This is a genomic window from Salinibacterium sp. SWN1162, assembly GCF_015864675.1.
Taxonomy (GTDB): domain Bacteria; phylum Actinomycetota; class Actinomycetes; order Actinomycetales; family Microbacteriaceae; genus Rhodoglobus.
Genome location: NZ_JADYWT010000001.1, coordinates 1,746,819 through 1,763,758 on the forward strand (window position 1 = coordinate 1,746,819; position 16,940 = coordinate 1,763,758).

Annotated in this window: 12 protein-coding genes and 1 tRNA gene; 9 read left to right on the forward strand and 4 right to left on the reverse strand. The window is 58.4% G+C overall.

What is annotated here, in order from left to right; genetic code table 11:
* The first annotated feature begins 36 nt into the window (after positions 1 to 36).
* Positions 37 to 1,482 (forward strand): pyruvate kinase, encoded by a 1,446-nt coding sequence (gene pyk, locus I6E58_RS08225; protein WP_197132154.1) that lies wholly within the window; start codon positions 37 to 39, stop codon positions 1,480 to 1,482.
* A 115-nt stretch (positions 1,483 to 1,597) separates the two neighbouring features.
* On the opposite strand, the gene I6E58_RS08230 is transcribed toward pyk, so the two are convergent.
* Positions 1,598 to 1,680, reverse strand: a tRNA-Leu gene (locus I6E58_RS08230).
* 39 nt (positions 1,681 to 1,719) lie between these two features.
* Here I6E58_RS08230 and I6E58_RS08235 point away from each other — a divergent pair.
* A complete protein-coding gene (locus I6E58_RS08235; protein ID WP_197132156.1) occupies positions 1,720 to 2,325 on the forward strand; it encodes an ANTAR domain-containing response regulator in 606 nt (201 codons plus the stop codon).
* A gap of 83 nt (positions 2,326 to 2,408) precedes the next feature.
* On the opposite strand, the gene I6E58_RS08240 is transcribed toward I6E58_RS08235, so the two are convergent.
* Positions 2,409 to 2,840, reverse strand: coding sequence for a hotdog fold thioesterase (locus I6E58_RS08240; protein WP_307842039.1), 432 nt, complete (start codon positions 2,838 to 2,840; stop codon positions 2,409 to 2,411).
* Positions 2,841 to 2,927: 87 nt separating this feature from the next.
* Between I6E58_RS08240 and polA the strand changes: the two genes are divergently transcribed.
* The 4 genes from polA (at position 2,928) to rpsA (ending at position 9,351) form a co-directional block, all read left to right on the forward strand.
* On the forward strand, positions 2,928 to 5,576 hold the full coding sequence (polA, locus tag I6E58_RS08245) for a DNA polymerase I (protein ID WP_231595178.1): 2,649 nt from the start codon (positions 2,928 to 2,930) through the stop codon (positions 5,574 to 5,576).
* A gap of 59 nt (positions 5,577 to 5,635) precedes the next feature.
* A complete protein-coding gene (locus I6E58_RS08250) occupies positions 5,636 to 5,923 on the forward strand; it encodes an HPr family phosphocarrier protein (RefSeq protein ID WP_197132158.1) in 288 nt (95 codons plus the stop codon).
* Positions 5,924 to 5,938: 15 nt separating this feature from the next.
* A complete protein-coding gene (locus tag I6E58_RS08255) occupies positions 5,939 to 7,651 on the forward strand; it encodes a DUF885 domain-containing protein (protein WP_197132159.1) in 1,713 nt (570 codons plus the stop codon).
* Positions 7,652 to 7,884: 233 nt separating this feature from the next.
* The gene (rpsA, locus tag I6E58_RS08260; RefSeq protein WP_100389304.1) at positions 7,885 to 9,351 is read left to right on the forward strand and encodes a 30S ribosomal protein S1; all 1,467 of its coding nucleotides are present in this window, start codon (positions 7,885 to 7,887) and stop codon (positions 9,349 to 9,351) included.
* Between the two features lie 98 nt (positions 9,352 to 9,449).
* Here the strand turns inward: rpsA and I6E58_RS08265 are convergent, their stop codons facing one another.
* The gene (locus tag I6E58_RS08265; protein WP_197132160.1) at positions 9,450 to 10,040 is read right to left on the reverse strand and encodes a DUF4126 domain-containing protein; all 591 of its coding nucleotides are present in this window, start codon (positions 10,038 to 10,040) and stop codon (positions 9,450 to 9,452) included.
* A 39-nt stretch (positions 10,041 to 10,079) separates the two neighbouring features.
* Here I6E58_RS08265 and coaE point away from each other — a divergent pair, with 39 nt between their 5' ends.
* Positions 10,080 to 10,697 carry a dephospho-CoA kinase gene (coaE, locus tag I6E58_RS08270; protein WP_197132161.1) on the forward strand — a complete coding sequence of 206 codons (618 nt, stop codon included), beginning with the start codon at positions 10,080 to 10,082 and terminating at the stop codon, positions 10,695 to 10,697.
* A 60-nt stretch (positions 10,698 to 10,757) separates the two neighbouring features.
* Positions 10,758 to 12,830, forward strand: coding sequence for an excinuclease ABC subunit UvrB (gene uvrB / locus I6E58_RS08275; protein WP_197132163.1), 2,073 nt, complete (start codon positions 10,758 to 10,760; stop codon positions 12,828 to 12,830).
* A gap of 25 nt (positions 12,831 to 12,855) precedes the next feature.
* Here the strand turns inward: uvrB and I6E58_RS08280 are convergent, their stop codons facing one another.
* Positions 12,856 to 13,986, reverse strand: coding sequence for a glycosyltransferase (locus I6E58_RS08280; RefSeq protein ID WP_197132165.1), 1,131 nt, complete (start codon positions 13,984 to 13,986; stop codon positions 12,856 to 12,858).
* Between the two features lie 79 nt (positions 13,987 to 14,065).
* On the opposite strand from I6E58_RS08280, the gene uvrA reads away from it, so the two are divergent.
* Positions 14,066 to 16,939, forward strand: coding sequence for an excinuclease ABC subunit UvrA (gene uvrA, locus I6E58_RS08285; RefSeq protein ID WP_197132167.1), 2,874 nt, complete (start codon positions 14,066 to 14,068; stop codon positions 16,937 to 16,939).
* Position 16,940: the final 1 nt, after the last annotated feature.

Genomic DNA, 16,940 nt, shown 5'->3' on the forward strand with positions numbered 1-16,940 from the left:
CACCACTACCACCACCACAACCCGTCAAAGGAAGATATGAGACGCGCTAAAATCGTCGCGACGCTCGGCCCGGCTACGTCGAGCTACGAGAACATCAGGGCAATCATCGATGCAGGTGTCGATGTTGCTCGTATGAACCTCAGCCATGGAAGCTACGCCGTCCACGAAGAGGTGTACGCGAACGTGCGTCGCGCCGCTCAGGATGCCGGCAAGCCGGTAGCGGTGATGGTCGACCTGCAAGGTCCCAAGATTCGCCTCGGTAAGTTCGAAGATGGTCCGTATGACCTTGCGGTTGGCGATATCTTCAAAATCACGATCGAAGACATCGTAGGGAACCGCGAGATTTGCGGCACCACCTTCAAGGGATTGCCGCAAGACGTTGCTGCCGGCGACTTCTTGCTCATCGATGATGGCAAGGTTAAAGTCAAGGTCGTTTCCGCGACTGACACCGTCGTCACGACCGAAGTTGTGGTCGCTGGCGCCGTGTCGAATAACAAGGGAATCAACCTTCCCGGTGTCGCAGTCAACGTTCCCGCTCTTTCTGAAAAGGATGAAGACGATCTCCGTTGGGGCCTGAAACTTGGCGCCGATCTGATCGCCCTCTCGTTCGTTCGTAACGCCGAGGACATCGTTCGCGTCCACGAAATTATGGATGAAGAGGGTCGTCGCGTTCCCGTTATCGCGAAGATCGAGAAGCCCCAGGCTGTCGATCACCTCGAAGCGATCATCGATGCGTTCGACGCGATCATGGTTGCTCGTGGTGACCTCGGCGTGGAACTTCCCCTTGAGGCTGTGCCGATCGTGCAGAAGCGCACTGTCGAGCTCGCTCGTCGCATGGCGAAGCCAGTGATCGTCGCGACTCAGATGCTTGAGTCCATGATTTCAAGCCCCGTGCCGACCCGCGCCGAGACCTCTGACGTCGCCAACGCCATTCTCGATGGTGCTGACGCTGTCATGCTCAGCGGAGAGACCAGCGTAGGGGAGTACCCCGTCATCACCGTGCAGACCATGGCGAAGATCGTGGAGTCGACCGAAGAGCACGGACTCGACCGCATTGCTGAACTCGGCACTAAGCCGAAGACGCAGGGCGGGGCGATCACTCTCGCTGCTGCAGAGGTCGCTTCATTCGTTGAAGCGAAGTTTGTGTGTGTCTTCACTGAGACCGGTGACTCTGCTCGTCGCATGTCCCGTTTGCGCTTCCGCATTCCGATGAAAGCGTTCACGCCTAGCCCGGAGATTCAACGTCGCATGTCACTGATTTGGGGAATCGAGTCCTTCATCGTTGACCGGGTAACTCACACCGATGAAATGTATCGCCAGGTCGACGAAGTGCTCCTTGGTGAGAAGCTCGCCGAAGTGGGCGACAAGGTCGTAGTGATTTCGGGATCCCCTCCCGGAATCTCCGGATCCACCAACGACTTGCGTGTTCACGTTATCGGCGACGCCGTCAACGCAAAGGCACCAGCTTGGGCCACGAAGTAGCGCCAGCAGGCTACTAACGGCCGAACAGCGGCACGAACTTTCGAGTTCGTGCCGCTGTTGCCGTTAACGAAAAAAACCGGGAGCAGATCCGCTCCCGGTTTCCCGTCTTTCGTTGTGCCGAATGTGGGACTCGAACCCACACGTCCTTTCGAACAAAGCATTTTGAGTGCTCCGCGTCTACCATTCCGCCAATTCGGCTGACTACAACGCTGAATAGAATACCGTAGGCTGGGCTGTGTGACTGACCAAAACACCAATCAAACTGCTCCTCGCCGCGTTGTCGTAGCCGAAGATGAGTCGCTCATCCGTATGGATATTGTCGAAATCCTGCGGGATGCCGGCTACGAGGTTGTCGGAGAAGCGGGTGATGGCGAAACCGCTGTTGCCCTCGCCACAGAGCTGCGCCCCGATCTGGTCATCATGGATGTCAAGATGCCTCAGTTGGATGGAATCTCCGCTGCTGAGCGCCTGAGCGCCAACCACATCGCCCCGGTAGTGCTTCTCACTGCATTCAGCCAGAAGGAGCTTGTAGAGCGAGCGTCTGAGGCCGGGGCCCTGGCCTATGTCGTCAAGCCCTTCACGCCGAACGACTTGCTGCCGGCGATCGAAATCGCCCTCAGCCGTTATGCCCAGATCATTACGCTGGAGGCCGAGGTCAGCGACCTCGTGGAGCGCTTCGAGACGCGCAAGCTCGTCGACCGCGCAAAGGGACTTCTCAACGAGAAGATGGGGCTCAGCGAGCCCGACGCTTTCCGTTGGATTCAAAAGGCCTCAATGGATCGTCGCCTGACGATGCATGACGTCTCGGAGGCGATCATCGACCAGCTGAGCGCGAAGAAGTAGATACACCACCACAAACCCGGTCCGCCTCGTCTCTACGAGGTGAACCGGGTTGTCGTGTTTAACGGGGTGCGACACGCCCGCCACTACGTCGTGGGGCGATCTTTCAGGATGTTTGTAATCCGGATCGTCGAGAGCCGACGCTCCTGCTCGTCACGCACCACGATCTCGTGAGTGGCCAGAGTGCGGCCGAGAGCGAGAGCGGTGCAGGTCGCCGTGACGATCCCGGAGCGCACGGAGCGGCTGTGGGTCGCGTTGATCTCGATGCCCATCGCGATACGACCGGAGCCAGCGTGAATCGCCGAGGAGATGGAGCCCAGGGACTCTCCAAGTACGACGTGGGCTCCGCCATGGAGGATTCCAATGACTTGCGTGTTCCCGTCGACGGGCATCGTCGCTACGGAACGCTCTGCTCCTAGTTCGAGAAATTCGATGCCCATTTTGCGGGTGAGTGATCCGCCGCCAGACTCTACGAGGCGAGCGATGAGTTCGGGATCTAGGTTCTCGGGGTACTTCACAGAGGGTGTCCTTCGTGTTGGGTCGTTTCCGCTGTCGGCAGCCCCGGCTAGGCTGGCTGCGTGTCGGATTCCCAAAAGCCTACTCTTATGATCATTGACGGCCACTCGTTGGCCTTCCGAGCCTTTTATGCGCTCCCTGTCGACAGTTTTCAGAATCGCGATGGGCAGCACACCAATGCCATTCACGGTTTTTTGTCGATGCTGATTTCTCTTCTTCAGAACGAGAAACCCACGCATTTAGCGGTCGCGTTCGATATCTCGCGGTACTCCTTCCGTACTCGGGAGTATCCGGAGTACAAGGGCACTCGTGGCGAGACGCCCGTTGAGTTTGTCGGTCAAATTCCGCTTCTCGAAGAAGCGCTCAAGGCTATGGGCATCCAGACCCTGAGTAAAGAAGACTTCGAAGCCGATGACATTCTTGCCACGCTGGCGAACGAAGGCTCCGAGAACGGCTATCGCGTACTCGTCGTCTCGGGCGACCGCGATGCCATTCAGATGGTGAACGACAACGTCACGCTTCTGTATCCCAACGCGCGAGGCGTTTCGGAGCTTAAGCGTTACGACCGCGATGCTGTCTTCGAACGGTACGGCGTTGAACCTGCCCAGTATCCGGATGTCGCGGCTCTCGTCGGTGAGACCAGCGACAATCTCATCGGTATCGACAAGGTCGGCGAAAAGACTGCCGTCAAGTGGATCAATCTGTACGGGTCTCTCGATGAGGTGTTGGCCAATGCCGAGCAGATCAAGGGCGTAGTGGGTCAGAACCTGCGCGACCAAATGGATCGCGCGGTACGTAATCGCAAGCTCAATCACTTGCTCACCACGGTCGAACTGCCGGTGAAGGTTGGTGACCTTGATCGCCGCCCCATCGATGAGGCTGCCGTGCGCGAGGTGTTCGATCGTTTGCAGTTCAAGACCCTGTTGCAGCGGGTCATGAAGATTTCTGGTGCCGAACGCGGCGACGACTCGACTGTGGCCACTGCATCCGAGGCCGCTGACGATGCGGCGGCTATTCCCGCCGTGCGCACGATGGTTGACGAAGAGTTGGCTAAGTGGATTGCCACGAATAGTAAAGACAACACCGCGCCGCTCGGGCTCACCGTCACGAGCGTCGACGGAGTTGTCACCGGTCTTGGCCTCGCGACAGCCGCTGAAACCGCCTTTGTTCCTTGGGCTGCCGATCGCCCCGATTACGACGCGCTCACCAGCTGGCTCGCGAGCGACGCCCCCAAGGTCATGCACTCGGCCAAGGCTCAGATTAAGATTGCGGCGAACTCCGGTCTCGAAATCGCGGGTGTCGCCTTTGACACGATGCTGGCGGCGTGGGTTCTCAAGCCAAGCGGTAAGCCGGAAGAGCTCGAAGCGCAGGTCTACAGCTACCTCGGCGAAACCATTGAGCAGGGCGATCCGAACCAACTGGTCCCGGAGACTGAAGAGCTGAGCCCAGCGACAAAGTCCTGGTACGTCGTGCGACTCGCGGAGTACCTCGCCGGGCGGCTCGATGAGGGATCACTTGCGGTCCTTACCGACATCGAAATGCCTTTGGTGCCCGTCTTTGCTCAGATGGAACGCACAGGCATCGCCGTCAACCGCCAGCTGCTCTCAGACCTCAGTTCATCGCTCAGTACGACTGCGGCTGACGTAGCGCGCAATGCCTTCGAAGTTATCGGCCGGGAGATCAATCTAGGCAGCCCGAAGCAGCTTCAAGAAGTGCTATTCACGCAGCTTGAAATGCCGAAGACCCGTGCTAATAAAACAGGCTTCTCGACGGATGCTGCGAGCCTCGCCGACCTCCAAGAGCAAGCACCCCACCCTTTCCTTGACCTTTTACTCCAGCATCGCGACGCCACGAAGCTCGTGCAGATCATCACTGGCATTGAGAAGGCGATTGATGATTCCGGTCGTGTCCACACGACGTACGAGCAAGCGGGATCGAGCACGGGGCGCATTGCCTCGAATGATCCAAATCTTCAGAACGTTCCGGTGAAAACCGCGACCGGCCGCCAGATTCGTGCCGCGTTTGAGGCAGGCGAGGGCTTCGACACCCTCCTCACCGCGGACTACTCGCAAATTGAGATGCGCATCATGGCGCACCTTTCGGGCGACGAAGGACTGATCGAGGCCTTCAAGGACGGTGAAGACCTTCACCGTTTCGTTGGCTCGCGCATTTTTGGCGTGGAGCCGGCCGACGTCACCGCTGAAATGCGCACCAAGGTCAAGGCGATGTCTTACGGACTTGCGTACGGCTTGAGCGCTTTCGGGCTCAGCAAGCAGCTTCGCATCGAGACGAGCGAAGCAAAGGCGCTGATGACGGACTACTTCGCCCGTTTCGGTGCCGTGCGCGACTATCTGCGCAATGTTGTCGAGCAGGCTCGAGTCGACGGGTACACCACCACAATTTTCGGTCGTCGGCGCCCGTTCGGAGATCTCAACTCAAAGAACCGTGTCCTGCGCGATAATGCCGAGCGTCAAGCGCTGAACTCGCCGATCCAAGGCTCGGCGGCGGACATCCTTAAACGGGCGATGCTCCAGATCGACGCCGATATTCGCGAAGAAGGCCTAAAGTCGCGCATGCTTCTGCAAGTTCACGATGAACTGGTGTTCGAAATCGCTGGGGGAGAGCTCGAGCGAATGACTACACTCGTTCATGAGCGAATGTCAGGGGCGGCGTCTCTGTCGGTCCCGCTCGATGTGCAGATCGGCACGGGCCACAACTGGGACGCAGCTGCACATTAGGTACCACTCAGCGTTCACCACAGAGAAGTGATGCGCGAGCGCCCCACAAAGGAGTACAGGTGAGCAGCAAGACAGTAACTATCGGTTCGAAGGTGGGGCTGCACGCTCGTCCCGCCTCAGTTTTCGCGCAGGCCGTCGCTGAGTGTGGCGTTGCGGTCATGCTGACGAATGCTGAAGGCAAGACGGTAAACGCTGCCAGTATCCTCAGCGTGCTTTCGATGGGGATTGGGTATGGAGATCGCGTTACCCTCAGTTCCAACGACGAGAGCGCCTCTGAAGCACTGGAAGCTCTCGCTCAACTTCTCGCAAGCGAACTAGACGACGAAAAGCCCACAGCGGCACTCTGAAGGAGCCCGACAACGATGTCAGACACGAACGCATCACCCACAGCTACACAGGCCTCGCCTCGCGAGTCCACCCCTATTGACGCGATTGCCGAGCAATGGGTTGAGAAGCTGGTGGAGCTAAACCCCGCGATCGGAACCTATATCGGTTCACCGGGACAACACTCGGGGTACGCCGATTACTCGCCCGAGGGGCACGCGAGGGTTGTTGCTGCCACTCGCGAGGTTCTGGCGCAACTCGAAGCGGCACCGATCGTCGATGACGTCGACGTAGTGACCAAGGCGGAAATGGTGTCGACTCTCACGCTCGATCTTGATTCTGACACCGCTGAGCTGTGGAAACGTGACCTTAACAACCTCGCTAGCCCCGCTCAAGATATTCGTGGCGTGCTTGACCTGATGCCTACCGCGACTGAAGCGGACTGGTCTGTCATCGCCGATCGCCTCCACAACATCCCCGAAGCGATCGACGGCTACATCGCCACCCTTCGTTACGGCATCGAAGGCTCAGTCGTTCCCGCGCAGCGTCAAGTCGCTGAAGTGATTGCCCAAGCTCGCCAGATATCCGCTCCTGGCGGATTCTTCGATTCGTTCATCGCCCAGTCTGAAGCGGTTGGTGGCAGTCGCACTCTCGGCTCCGCATTGTCGGCTGGCGCGGCGGCCGCAGCCTCGAGCTACCAGAAGCTTGAGCATTTTTTGGTAGAGGAACTGGCCCCGAACGCCACGTCGCAGGATGCGTTCGGTCGCGACTTGTACGCGTTGCAGTCGCAATCGTTCCTCGGTGCGAAGATCGACCTCGACGAGACGTACGAGTGGGGCATCGAAGAGCTTGCGCGCATGACTGCCGAGCAGCAAGAGATCGCTCACGAGATCAAACCGGGTGCTTCGATTGCTGAAGCGATTAAGATCCTCGATGCTGATCCCTCCCGAACACTTCATGGAACGGAAGCGCTGCAGCAGTGGATGCAGAAGCTCAGTGATGAGGCAATCGACGCTCTGGCCGGTACGCACTTCGACATCGCTGAGCCGATGCGCGCTCTGGAATGCATGATTGCCCCGACGCACGACGGGATCATCTATTACACGGGTCCGAGCGATGACTTTTCACGCCCTGGCCGTATGTGGTGGTCTGTTCCTGAATCGGTGACCGAGTTCACCACGTGGCGCGAGGCAACGACCGTCTACCACGAGGGCGTACCCGGTCACCATTTGCAGATCGCTCAGGCTGTCTACAATCGCGATCAGCTCAACACCTATCGACGACAGTTAGCCGGGTCTTCTGGACACGCTGAGGGCTGGGCGCTCTACGCCGAGCGACTCATGAGTGATCTAGGGTTCCTCGATGACCCAGCGAACCGCCTTGGCATGCTGGATGGCCAGCGCATGCGGGCAGCTCGGGTCGTTCTCGACATCGGTGTGCACCTCGGCAAGCCCAAGCTCACGGGTTCTGGCGTCTGGGATTGGGACTATGCCCTGGACTTCATGACCAACAATGTGACCATGGACCAAGCGAGCGTGCGCTTTGAAGTGAACCGTTACTTCGGATGGCCTGGACAGGCGCCGTCATACAAAGTTGGTCAGCGAATTTGGGAACAACTGCGCGACGAGTGTCGGGATCACGAGGGCGCCGGCTTCGATCTCAAAGAATTCCACCGTCGCGCTCTCAACGTCGGCGGAGTCGGTCTCGACACCCTCCGCACCGCTCTTTTGGCGCCGTACTCCGCGTCCTAGGTCAGCGCGCGTGACTCGCGGCGGGCCACTTATGCCCGCTGCGAGTGAAGTTGACGTGAAATCCCCGAAATACGGCCGCTCAACGGTTGGTTTTGTGCGGGGCTAAGCGCTAGGCTGGAGTGTCGCAATTGCGACTTCTTATTCGCCTGCCTTCGGCGATCCATTTGATTCATTTCGTCGGCGGCCCAATTATGCGCTTCTCGAAGCGTGACCCATACCGGAGCAACTACTACATGACAAACGCAACGACCGACAAGGCACCCAAGCAGGTCGCCATCAATGACATTGGATCTGCTGAAGATTTCCTCGCCGCGGTCGAAAAGACGCTGAAGTTCTTCAACGATGGTGACCTTATCGAAGGTACCGTCGTCAAGATCGACCGTGACGAGGTTCTCCTCGACGTCGGTTACAAGACTGAGGGTGTCATTCCCTCACGTGAACTTTCCATCAAGCACGACGTTGACCCCACTGAGGTCGTCAACGTTGGTGACACCGTTGAGGCCCTCGTTCTTCAGAAGGAAGACAAAGAAGGCCGCCTCATCCTCTCCAAGAAGCGCGCACAGTACGAGCGTGCTTGGGGCGACGTCGAGAAGATCAAGGAATCGGATGGCGTTGTCACCGGTTCGGTCATCGAGGTTGTCAAGGGTGGACTCATCGTTGACATCGGACTTCGTGGATTCCTCCCGGCATCGCTCATCGAGCTGCGCCGTGTTCGTGACCTCACGCCGTACCTCGGCCAGGAGATCGAAGCCAAGATCCTCGAGCTCGACAAGAACCGCAACAACGTTGTTCTGTCGCGCCGTGCACTCCTCGAAGAGACGCAGTCGGCTAGCCGCACTTCGTTCCTCAACAACCTCGCCAAGGGCCAGGTTCGCAAGGGTGTCGTCTCGTCGATCGTCAACTTCGGTGCATTCGTTGACCTCGGCGGCGTAGACGGACTCGTCCACGTTTCTGAGCTCTCGTGGAAGCACATCGAGCACGCTTCAGAAGTTGTTGAAGTTGGCCAAGAAGTTACGGTTGAAATCCTCGAGGTTGACCTCGAGCGCGAGCGCGTGTCGCTGTCGCTCAAGGCAACGCAGGAAGACCCGTGGCAGGTATTCGCCCGTACCCACGCAATCGGACAGGTTGCTCCCGGTAAGGTCACCAAGCTCGTTCCGTTCGGTGCGTTCGTTCGCGTCGCAGACGGCATCGAGGGCCTCGTGCACATCTCCGAGCTTTCGGGCAAGCACGTTGAACTCGCCGAGCAGGTCGTGTCGGTTGGCGACGAAGTATTCGTCAAGGTCATCGACATTGACCTCGAGCGTCGCCGCATCTCGTTGAGCCTCAAGCAGGCCAACGAAGGCGTTGACCCCGAGGGTACCGAGTTCGACCCCGCTCTCTACGGAATGCTCACGGAGTACGACGACCAGGGTAACTACAAGTACCCGGATGGCTTCGACCCCGAGACCAACGAGTGGAAAGACGGCTTCGAGTCGCAGCGCGAGAAGTGGGAGCAGGATTACGCTGCTGCCCAGGGTCGCTGGGAACAGCACAAGAAGCAGGTTGCCGCCGCAGCGATTCAGGAAGAATCGATCAGCAGTGCACCCGCCGGAGCATCGTCGTTCTCGAACGACGACGCTGCATCTAGTGCAGGCGCGGGAACGCTCGCAGACGACGAGACTCTCGCCGCTCTTCGCGAGAAGCTTTCGAGCAACAACTAGTAACACCTAGCTGAACGTTGTGGCCAGTCTCCTTCGGGAGGCTGGCCACAGTCAGTTAAAGGTCAGCGTTCGTCAGCGAGAGGTCAGCGATCGTGCCGCTAATGGCGGAGACGTTGCGCACGACGTGCGCGTCGCACTCGCACGAAGAGCAAAGCTACGAGCGCCACTAGTGCGATCGTGCCGAGCACAGGAACGATAAGCGCGAGCAGACTCAGCACAACGCTGCTCACGTCTTCCAGAGTGCTGACAACCGGCGCCGCCACCCCCGCCGTTGCAGCATTGAGGACCGGCCGTGCGGCCATCTTCGTGGCATGGGTGCCGAGTGCGAGAACGATTCCGATAGCGACCGGCACCCAGGCGCTCGATGAGAAGAATGAAGCGGGGTCGGTGACCACTGCCGTTTCGGAGGCAGCGCCCGTGCCGAATGCGATGCCGCCGGCTGCGGGTCGAACTAGGGTCTGGATCCAATCATTGATGGAATCGACCATGGGCACCTTGTCCGCAACCACTTCGATGATTAGCAGCACAATAAGGATTGCGATGACCCAGGGATTCTCGAGCCACGCCCATGCTGCGGGCAACTCAACGAAGTCGAGGGTCTGACCCGCAATTCCGAGCACGAGCAGGGGGATGTAGGCGTTGAGGCCAGCCGCTACAGCGAGTCCGCTGCCGGTGAGAACTTCGAGCATCCGCAGATCCTTTCGACTCGCTGAGGTTAGCATTAGGGCATGCATTTGATCGCGCTCACGGGAGGCATCGCCTCGGGAAAATCGACGGTAGCGGCATGCTGGCACAAGCACGGTGCTGTCATCGTGGATGCGGATCTCCTGGCTCGGCAAGTCGTGGAGCCAGGGTCGCCAGCACTCGATGCCATTGCACAGCGCTTCGGCCAGAAAGTGCTGCAGGACGACGGTTCTCTTGACCGGAAAATTTTGGGCGAACAAATTTTTGGCGATGCCGCGGCGCGTGAAGCCCTGAATGCCATTACGCATCCGGCAATTGGGGCGCTCGCGCAACAGCGATTCGACGATGCCGAGGCCCACGACCCAAACGTTCTCGTTGTGTACGACATTCCTCTCCTGGTGGAATCCGGTCAGTCTCTTTCACGATTTGCAGCAGTCGTGACTGTCGAGGCCGATGATGATCGTCGAGTGCAGCGGCTCATGGAACACCGTGGAATGCGTCGTGACGAGGCGGAACGTCGTGTCGCATCGCAAGCTACCGGCGAGCAGCGCCGGGCGGTGGCTGACTTCGTCATCGACTCCGGGGATGAATTGGAGGACACGGTTTCCCGTGCGGATGAGGTCTGGCGTCAGCTGAGCCGCACGCTGCAGCGTTCGCGCTAAGCGTTCGCGTAACGCCCGATCTTCAGGCTCGTTGTCAGTGCTCTTGTTTACACTTGGGGGATGCAACCAACTCGATCTGTGCGTCCTTTTGAGGTAATCAGCGAGTACTCACCGTCGGGTGATCAGCCACAAGCAATCAAAGAACTGGCGCAGCGAATCAACGCTGGTGAGACCGATATCGTTCTGCTGGGTGCCACGGGTACCGGTAAGTCTGCGACGACTGCATGGTTGATCGAGCAGGTGCAGCGTCCGACGCTCATCATGTCGCACAACAAGACCCTCGCGGCTCAGTTCGCTAACGAGTTCCGTGATTTGATGCCCAATAACGCTGTCGAGTACTTCGTGTCCTATTACGATTACTACCAGCCTGAGGCTTACATTCCTCAGACAGATACGTTCATCGAGAAAGACTCCTCGGTCAACGCCGAGGTTGAGCGCCTTCGTCACTCCACCACAAACTCACTCCTGAGCCGTCGCGACACCGTCGTCGTTTCCACGGTATCGAGCATCTATGGATTGGGCGCCGCGGAGTCCTACTTGGAAGCGATGATCGCTTTGCAGGTAGGCATGCGCATCGATCGCGAAGCGCTCATTCGTAAGTTCGTTGGCATGCAGTATCAGCGCAACGACTATGACTTCTCCCGCGGCAATTTTCGAGTGCGTGGCGACACGATCGAGATCATCCCGGTTTACGAAGAGTTGGCTATTCGCATCGAGATGTTCGGGGATGAGATCGAAGCCCTGTACTCGCTTCACCCGCTCACGGGCGAGATCGTGAAGAAGATGGACTCGGTCTCGGTTTTCCCGGGTACGCACTATTCGGCCAGCCCAGAGACGATCAAAACGGCAATCGTTTCGATTCAAGAGGAGTTAGCCGAGCGCCTCGCTGTCCTCGAACGCCAGGGAAAGCTTCTTGAAGCGCAGCGGCTTCGTATGCGCACTACCTTTGACATCGAGATGATGGAACAGATCGGCTTCTGTAACGGCATCGAGAACTACTCGCTACACATGGACGGCCGCCAACCGGGGGAGCCGCCCAGCTGTTTGCTCGACTATTTCCCCGATGACTTCCTGGTTGTGCTCGATGAGTCGCACGTCACAGTGCCGCAGATCGGCGCAATGTACGAGGGAGACGCATCTCGCAAGCGAACGCTTGTTGAGCATGGCTTCCGCCTCCCGAGCGCACTCGACAATCGACCGCTCAAGTGGGAGGAGTTCCTCGACAGGGTCGGTCAGAAGGTATATCTTTCGGCAACGCCGGGTAAGTACGAACTCGGCATCACCGACTCCATCGTTGAGCAAGTCATTCGCCCCACCGGACTCATCGATCCGCAGATCGTCGTGAAGCCCTCCAAGGGCCAGATCGACGACCTTCTCGAGCAGATCACTGACCGGGTTGAAAAGCATGAACGTGTCCTTGTGACGACGCTCACCAAAAAGATGGCTGAAGAGCTCACCGAATTCCTCTCGGAGAACGGCGTACGTGTGCGCTATCTGCATTCAGATGTCGATACGCTGCGGCGCGTCGAACTGCTCACCGAACTCCGTCAAGGGGTCTACGACGTTCTCGTCGGCATCAACCTTCTTCGAGAAGGTCTCGACTTGCCCGAGGTCTCGCTGGTAGCGATCCTCGATGCCGACAAAGAAGGCTTCTTGCGTTCGTCGACGTCGCTCATCCAGACCATCGGGCGTGCGGCACGTAACGTTTCAGGAGAAGTGCACATGTATGCCGACGTCGTTACCCGATCCATGGCTTTCGCGATCGAGGAAACCGATCGTCGTCGTGAGAAGCAGGTTGCGTACAACACCGAGCACGGAATCGAGCCTCAGCCACTGCGCAAAAAGATCGCAGACATTACTGATGCGCTCCTGCGCGAAGGAGCAGACACTGCAGAGCTGCTCGCAACCCGAAGCCGAGATGGTAAAAAGCGTGCTCCTACGCCTCATCTCAAGCGCGAGGGAATCGCGGCGGCAGGCGGCAACGATCTTGAGCAAATCATTTCGGACCTCAACGAGCAGATGCTGCAGGCAGCATCTGAACTAAAGTTCGAGCTCGCCGCTCGATTGCGTGATGAAGTTCAAGAGCTGAAGAAGGAATTGCGACAGATGGAGCAAGCCGGCCACCTGAAATAGTGCGCCTCACCCGCTTGACGTGCAGCTAACGAGCATTGCGGGGTAGTGACGAATGCAGCGACTCGTGTAGAGCGAGAAGGTCGCGTTCTGAAGCCGCGCAGTCATGAATAAGTGAGCTTGAACGAGCGGCGTTCCTGCGGTTCTCAACAGGCTGCACCTCGAGCGCTCGGATAGCACCCTCAATCTGGTTGAGGTCAGGTTCCACACAGAGCCCGCCACCGTCGACAAAGGTCAGGGACGGGCCGCAAGCGCTGGTTGTAACGACGGGGGTTCCCGATGCGAGGGACTCCAAAGCAACCGCGTGGCCCTCATGGTTCCCTAACGTCACGACTGCGATATCCGCGGTGGCAAAGACTTCGGCACGCTCAGTAAGCGTGAGGTCATGCGCGCCGAGAAACTGCACAGGAAGCCCGACAGCGCTGCGTTCCAGACGGCCACGCAACGGCCCATCACCCAAGATCACTAAATGAACGTCTTCGCCCTTTGCTGATCGCCGTTTTACGAGATCTATGGCAAGCGCGGGAAGTCCGGCGAGGGTGAGGGGAGTGGCGCACAGAATCACGAGATTGGCATCGCTGGAATCCCGCAGGCTGCTGCTGTGGCGAAGCGGAGAAAAAATCTCCAGATTTATGCCGGCCGGCGCGCGCAAGAACTCGTCGTCTGGAGGAGAGGCGTTCGCCGGTTCTTTGGCGGACCGCTCACTAGGTTCTAGGGGACTGGCTCGTGAGTCGCGGTAGTGGTCGAGAGGTGCGACGCTAACTACGCGATCGTACCCGTCGATATTGTGGAGATGAGCCGCATCGTTGCTCGACGTGTCGATGAGATAGATGGCGGGAACTCTGTGCAACTTCGCCCACGATCCGATCTCACGGGCGCTGAGCCTGTCGGCGACCTCGATCTGGTCAGGAACGAGCGACGCGAGAGCGCGGCGAACCGCTTTCGCTATCGGCACAAAACCCCGAGCTAGGGCACGACCGCGGGCTGGAACCGTGATGACGGTGCCGAACTCTGCCCGGGTGACTGACGCCTCTTTGCCCGGCACGATGACCGAAAACTCATGGCCTGCCGCTCGGTAAGCGAGTCCTCGCGAGCGGACCGCACTCGACGGACCGACCGGGGCTGCGGCGAAAAAACTCGTGACGTGCGCAATGTGCATGGTGCCATTATCGCGGGTGCCGTTGGCTCTATAGGGCGAACGTCCCGCCAATGTCAGTGGTCTCCGTAGAATAGATAGAGTGACTACTGCACAGTCGATCCCCAATTCTCACCTCAGCGTCCGTGGCGCTCGGGTTCACAATCTCAAGAACGTTGACCTAGAGATTCCGCGCGATTCTCTTGTCGTATTTACTGGCCTGTCGGGTTCCGGTAAGTCGAGCCTCGCTTTCGACACGATCTTCGCGGAAGGTCAGCGCCGCTACGTCGAATCTCTGTCGGCCTACGCCCGTCAGTTTCTGGGCCAAGTCGATCGACCCGATGTCGACTTCATCGAGGGTTTGAGTCCTGCGGTTTCGATCGATCAGAAGTCGACTAACCGCAATCCTCGCTCTACCGTCGGCACCATTACGGAGATCTACGACTACATGCGTCTGTTGTGGGCGCGCATTGGTGTGCCTCATTGTGCGGTGTGTGGTGAGAAGATCGAACGCCAGTCAGTGCAACAAATCGCCGACCAGCTGATGAAACTCGAGAGCGGAACTCGCTACCAGGTGGTGAGCCCCGTCGTCTCACAGAAAAAAGGCGAGTTCGTCGACCTCTTTGCGGAGCTCGCGTCTGGTGGCTACTCGCGCGCCATTGTTGACGGTGATGTTGTGCAGCTCAGCGATCCACCCAAGCTTAAGAAGCAGGTGAAACACGATATATCAGTCGTGGTCGACCGCTTGGTTGCCAGCGATGACATCCTCACTCGCCTGACTGACTCTCTCGAAACGGCACTTCGACTCACGGACGGCACCGTTGCCATCAACTTCGTCGACGAGGAGGGAGACGCTGCGTGGCGTTCGTTCTCTGAGAAGCTTTCGTGCCCGAATAACCACCCGATTCAGCTGACGGAGATCGAACCGCGCACGTTTTCGTTCAACGCTCCGTTTGGAGCCTGTCCAGAATGTTCGGGCCTCGGCACTCGCATGTCGATCGATGCTGAACTGCTCGTGGCCGATGACTCTGTCAGCCTCGCCGAAGGCGCAATTCTTCCTTGGGCTCAGTCCGGTAAGGGGCTGTACAACTACTTTGAGAAGCTGCTCGATGGCCTCTCGCGTGATCTCGACTTCTCTCTGGATACCCCGTGGGGCCAGTTACCTGAAGATGTGCGTGAGGCTGTGCTTCGCGGCAACGACTTCAAGGTTTCGGTCAAGTGGAAGAACCGCTACGGCCGTGAGATGAAGTACTCGACGGGCTTCGAAGGCGTTATCCCGTATATCGAACGCAAGTACCTCGAGGCCGAGACTGACGTGCAGCGTCAACGCTATGCCGCTTACCTTCGCGAAATTCCGTGTCCTGTGTGCGACGGAAAGCGGCTCAAGCCTGAGGTCTTGGCCGTAACCGTTGCTGACAACAGCATTTCGGATATCTGTGAGCTCAGCCTGATCGACGCATACGGATTCATGAACGAGCTCGAGCTCTCCGCTCGCGATGCCCGAATTGCCGCTCAGGTGCTGCGCGAAATCCGTCTTCGCCTCGAGTTCCTCGTCGAGGTAGGGCTCAGCTATCTCAACCTCGCGCGTGCTGCGGCAACCCTGAGTGGTGGAGAAGCGCAGCGCATCCGCTTGGCGACCCAGATCGGCTCTGGGCTCACCGGCGTTCTTTATGTTCTCGACGAACCCAGCATTGGCCTTCACCAGCGCGACAATCGTCGGTTGATTGAGACACTGGTGAAACTGAAGAACCTCGGCAACACACTTATCGTCGTCGAGCACGATGAAGATACGATTCGTACCGCCGACTGGGTCGTCGACATCGGTCCGGGAGCGGGGGAGCACGGTGGAGAGGTTGTTCACTCCGGCTCCTACACCGACCTTCTCAAGAACACAGACTCGATCACTGCCGACTATTTGTCCGGACGGAAAGCTATCGAAACGCCGAAAAAGCGTCGTCCCGTAGACAAGAATCGCCAGATCGTCGTCGAAGGCGCCAAGGCTAACAACCTCAAGAATCTCACCGTCAAGTTTCCGCTGGGAACTTTTACGGCGGTCACCGGCGTGAGCGGGTCAGGAAAATCTAGCCTTGTCAATGACATCCTCTACAAGGTGCTCGCCAATGAGTTGAACGGCGCGCGCCAGATTCCAGGCAAGCACACGCGTATCACCGGTCTTGAGAACCTCGACAAGGTAGTTCACGTTGATCAGAACCCGATCGGCCGTACACCGCGTTCGAACCCCGCTACTTACACCGGAGTGTTCGATAAGATTCGCACCCTCTTCTCCGACACCGCCGATGCGAAAGCGCGAGGTTATCTTCCCGGTCGCTTCAGTTTCAACGTCAAGGGAGGGCGCTGCGAGAACTGTTCGGGCGACGGCACGATCAAGATAGAAATGAACTTCCTTCCCGACGTTTATGTTGCCTGCGAAGTCTGCGGCGGAGCGCGATACAACCGCGACACCCTCGCCGTGAAGTACAAAGCGAAGAACATTGCCGAAGTGCTCGACATGCCGATCAGCGAAGCCGCCGAATTCTTCGAAGCGATTTCAAGCATCCACCGTTTCCTAAAGACGCTCGAGGATGTCGGACTCGGCTACGTACGACTCGGCCAGAGCGCGACCACCCTTTCCGGTGGTGAAGCCCAGCGCGTGAAGCTCGCCACTGAACTGCAGAAACGTTCGATGGGGCGAAGCATCTACGTTCTCGATGAGCCTACGACTGGCCTTCACTTCGAAGACGTGCGCAAACTTCTCCTCGTGCTCAACGGGCTCGTCGACAAGGGCAACACGGTGATCGTTATTGAGCACAATCTTGACGTCATCAAGTCTGCAGACTGGCTTATCGACCTCGGTCCTGAAGGTGGCTCTGGCGGCGGTGAGTTGCTCTCGACGGGCACGCCCGAAAAGGTAGCCAAGGTCGCCGGTAGCCATACAGGTCAATTCTTGGCCGAGGTGTTGAGCCGAAATCGTGTCTAGA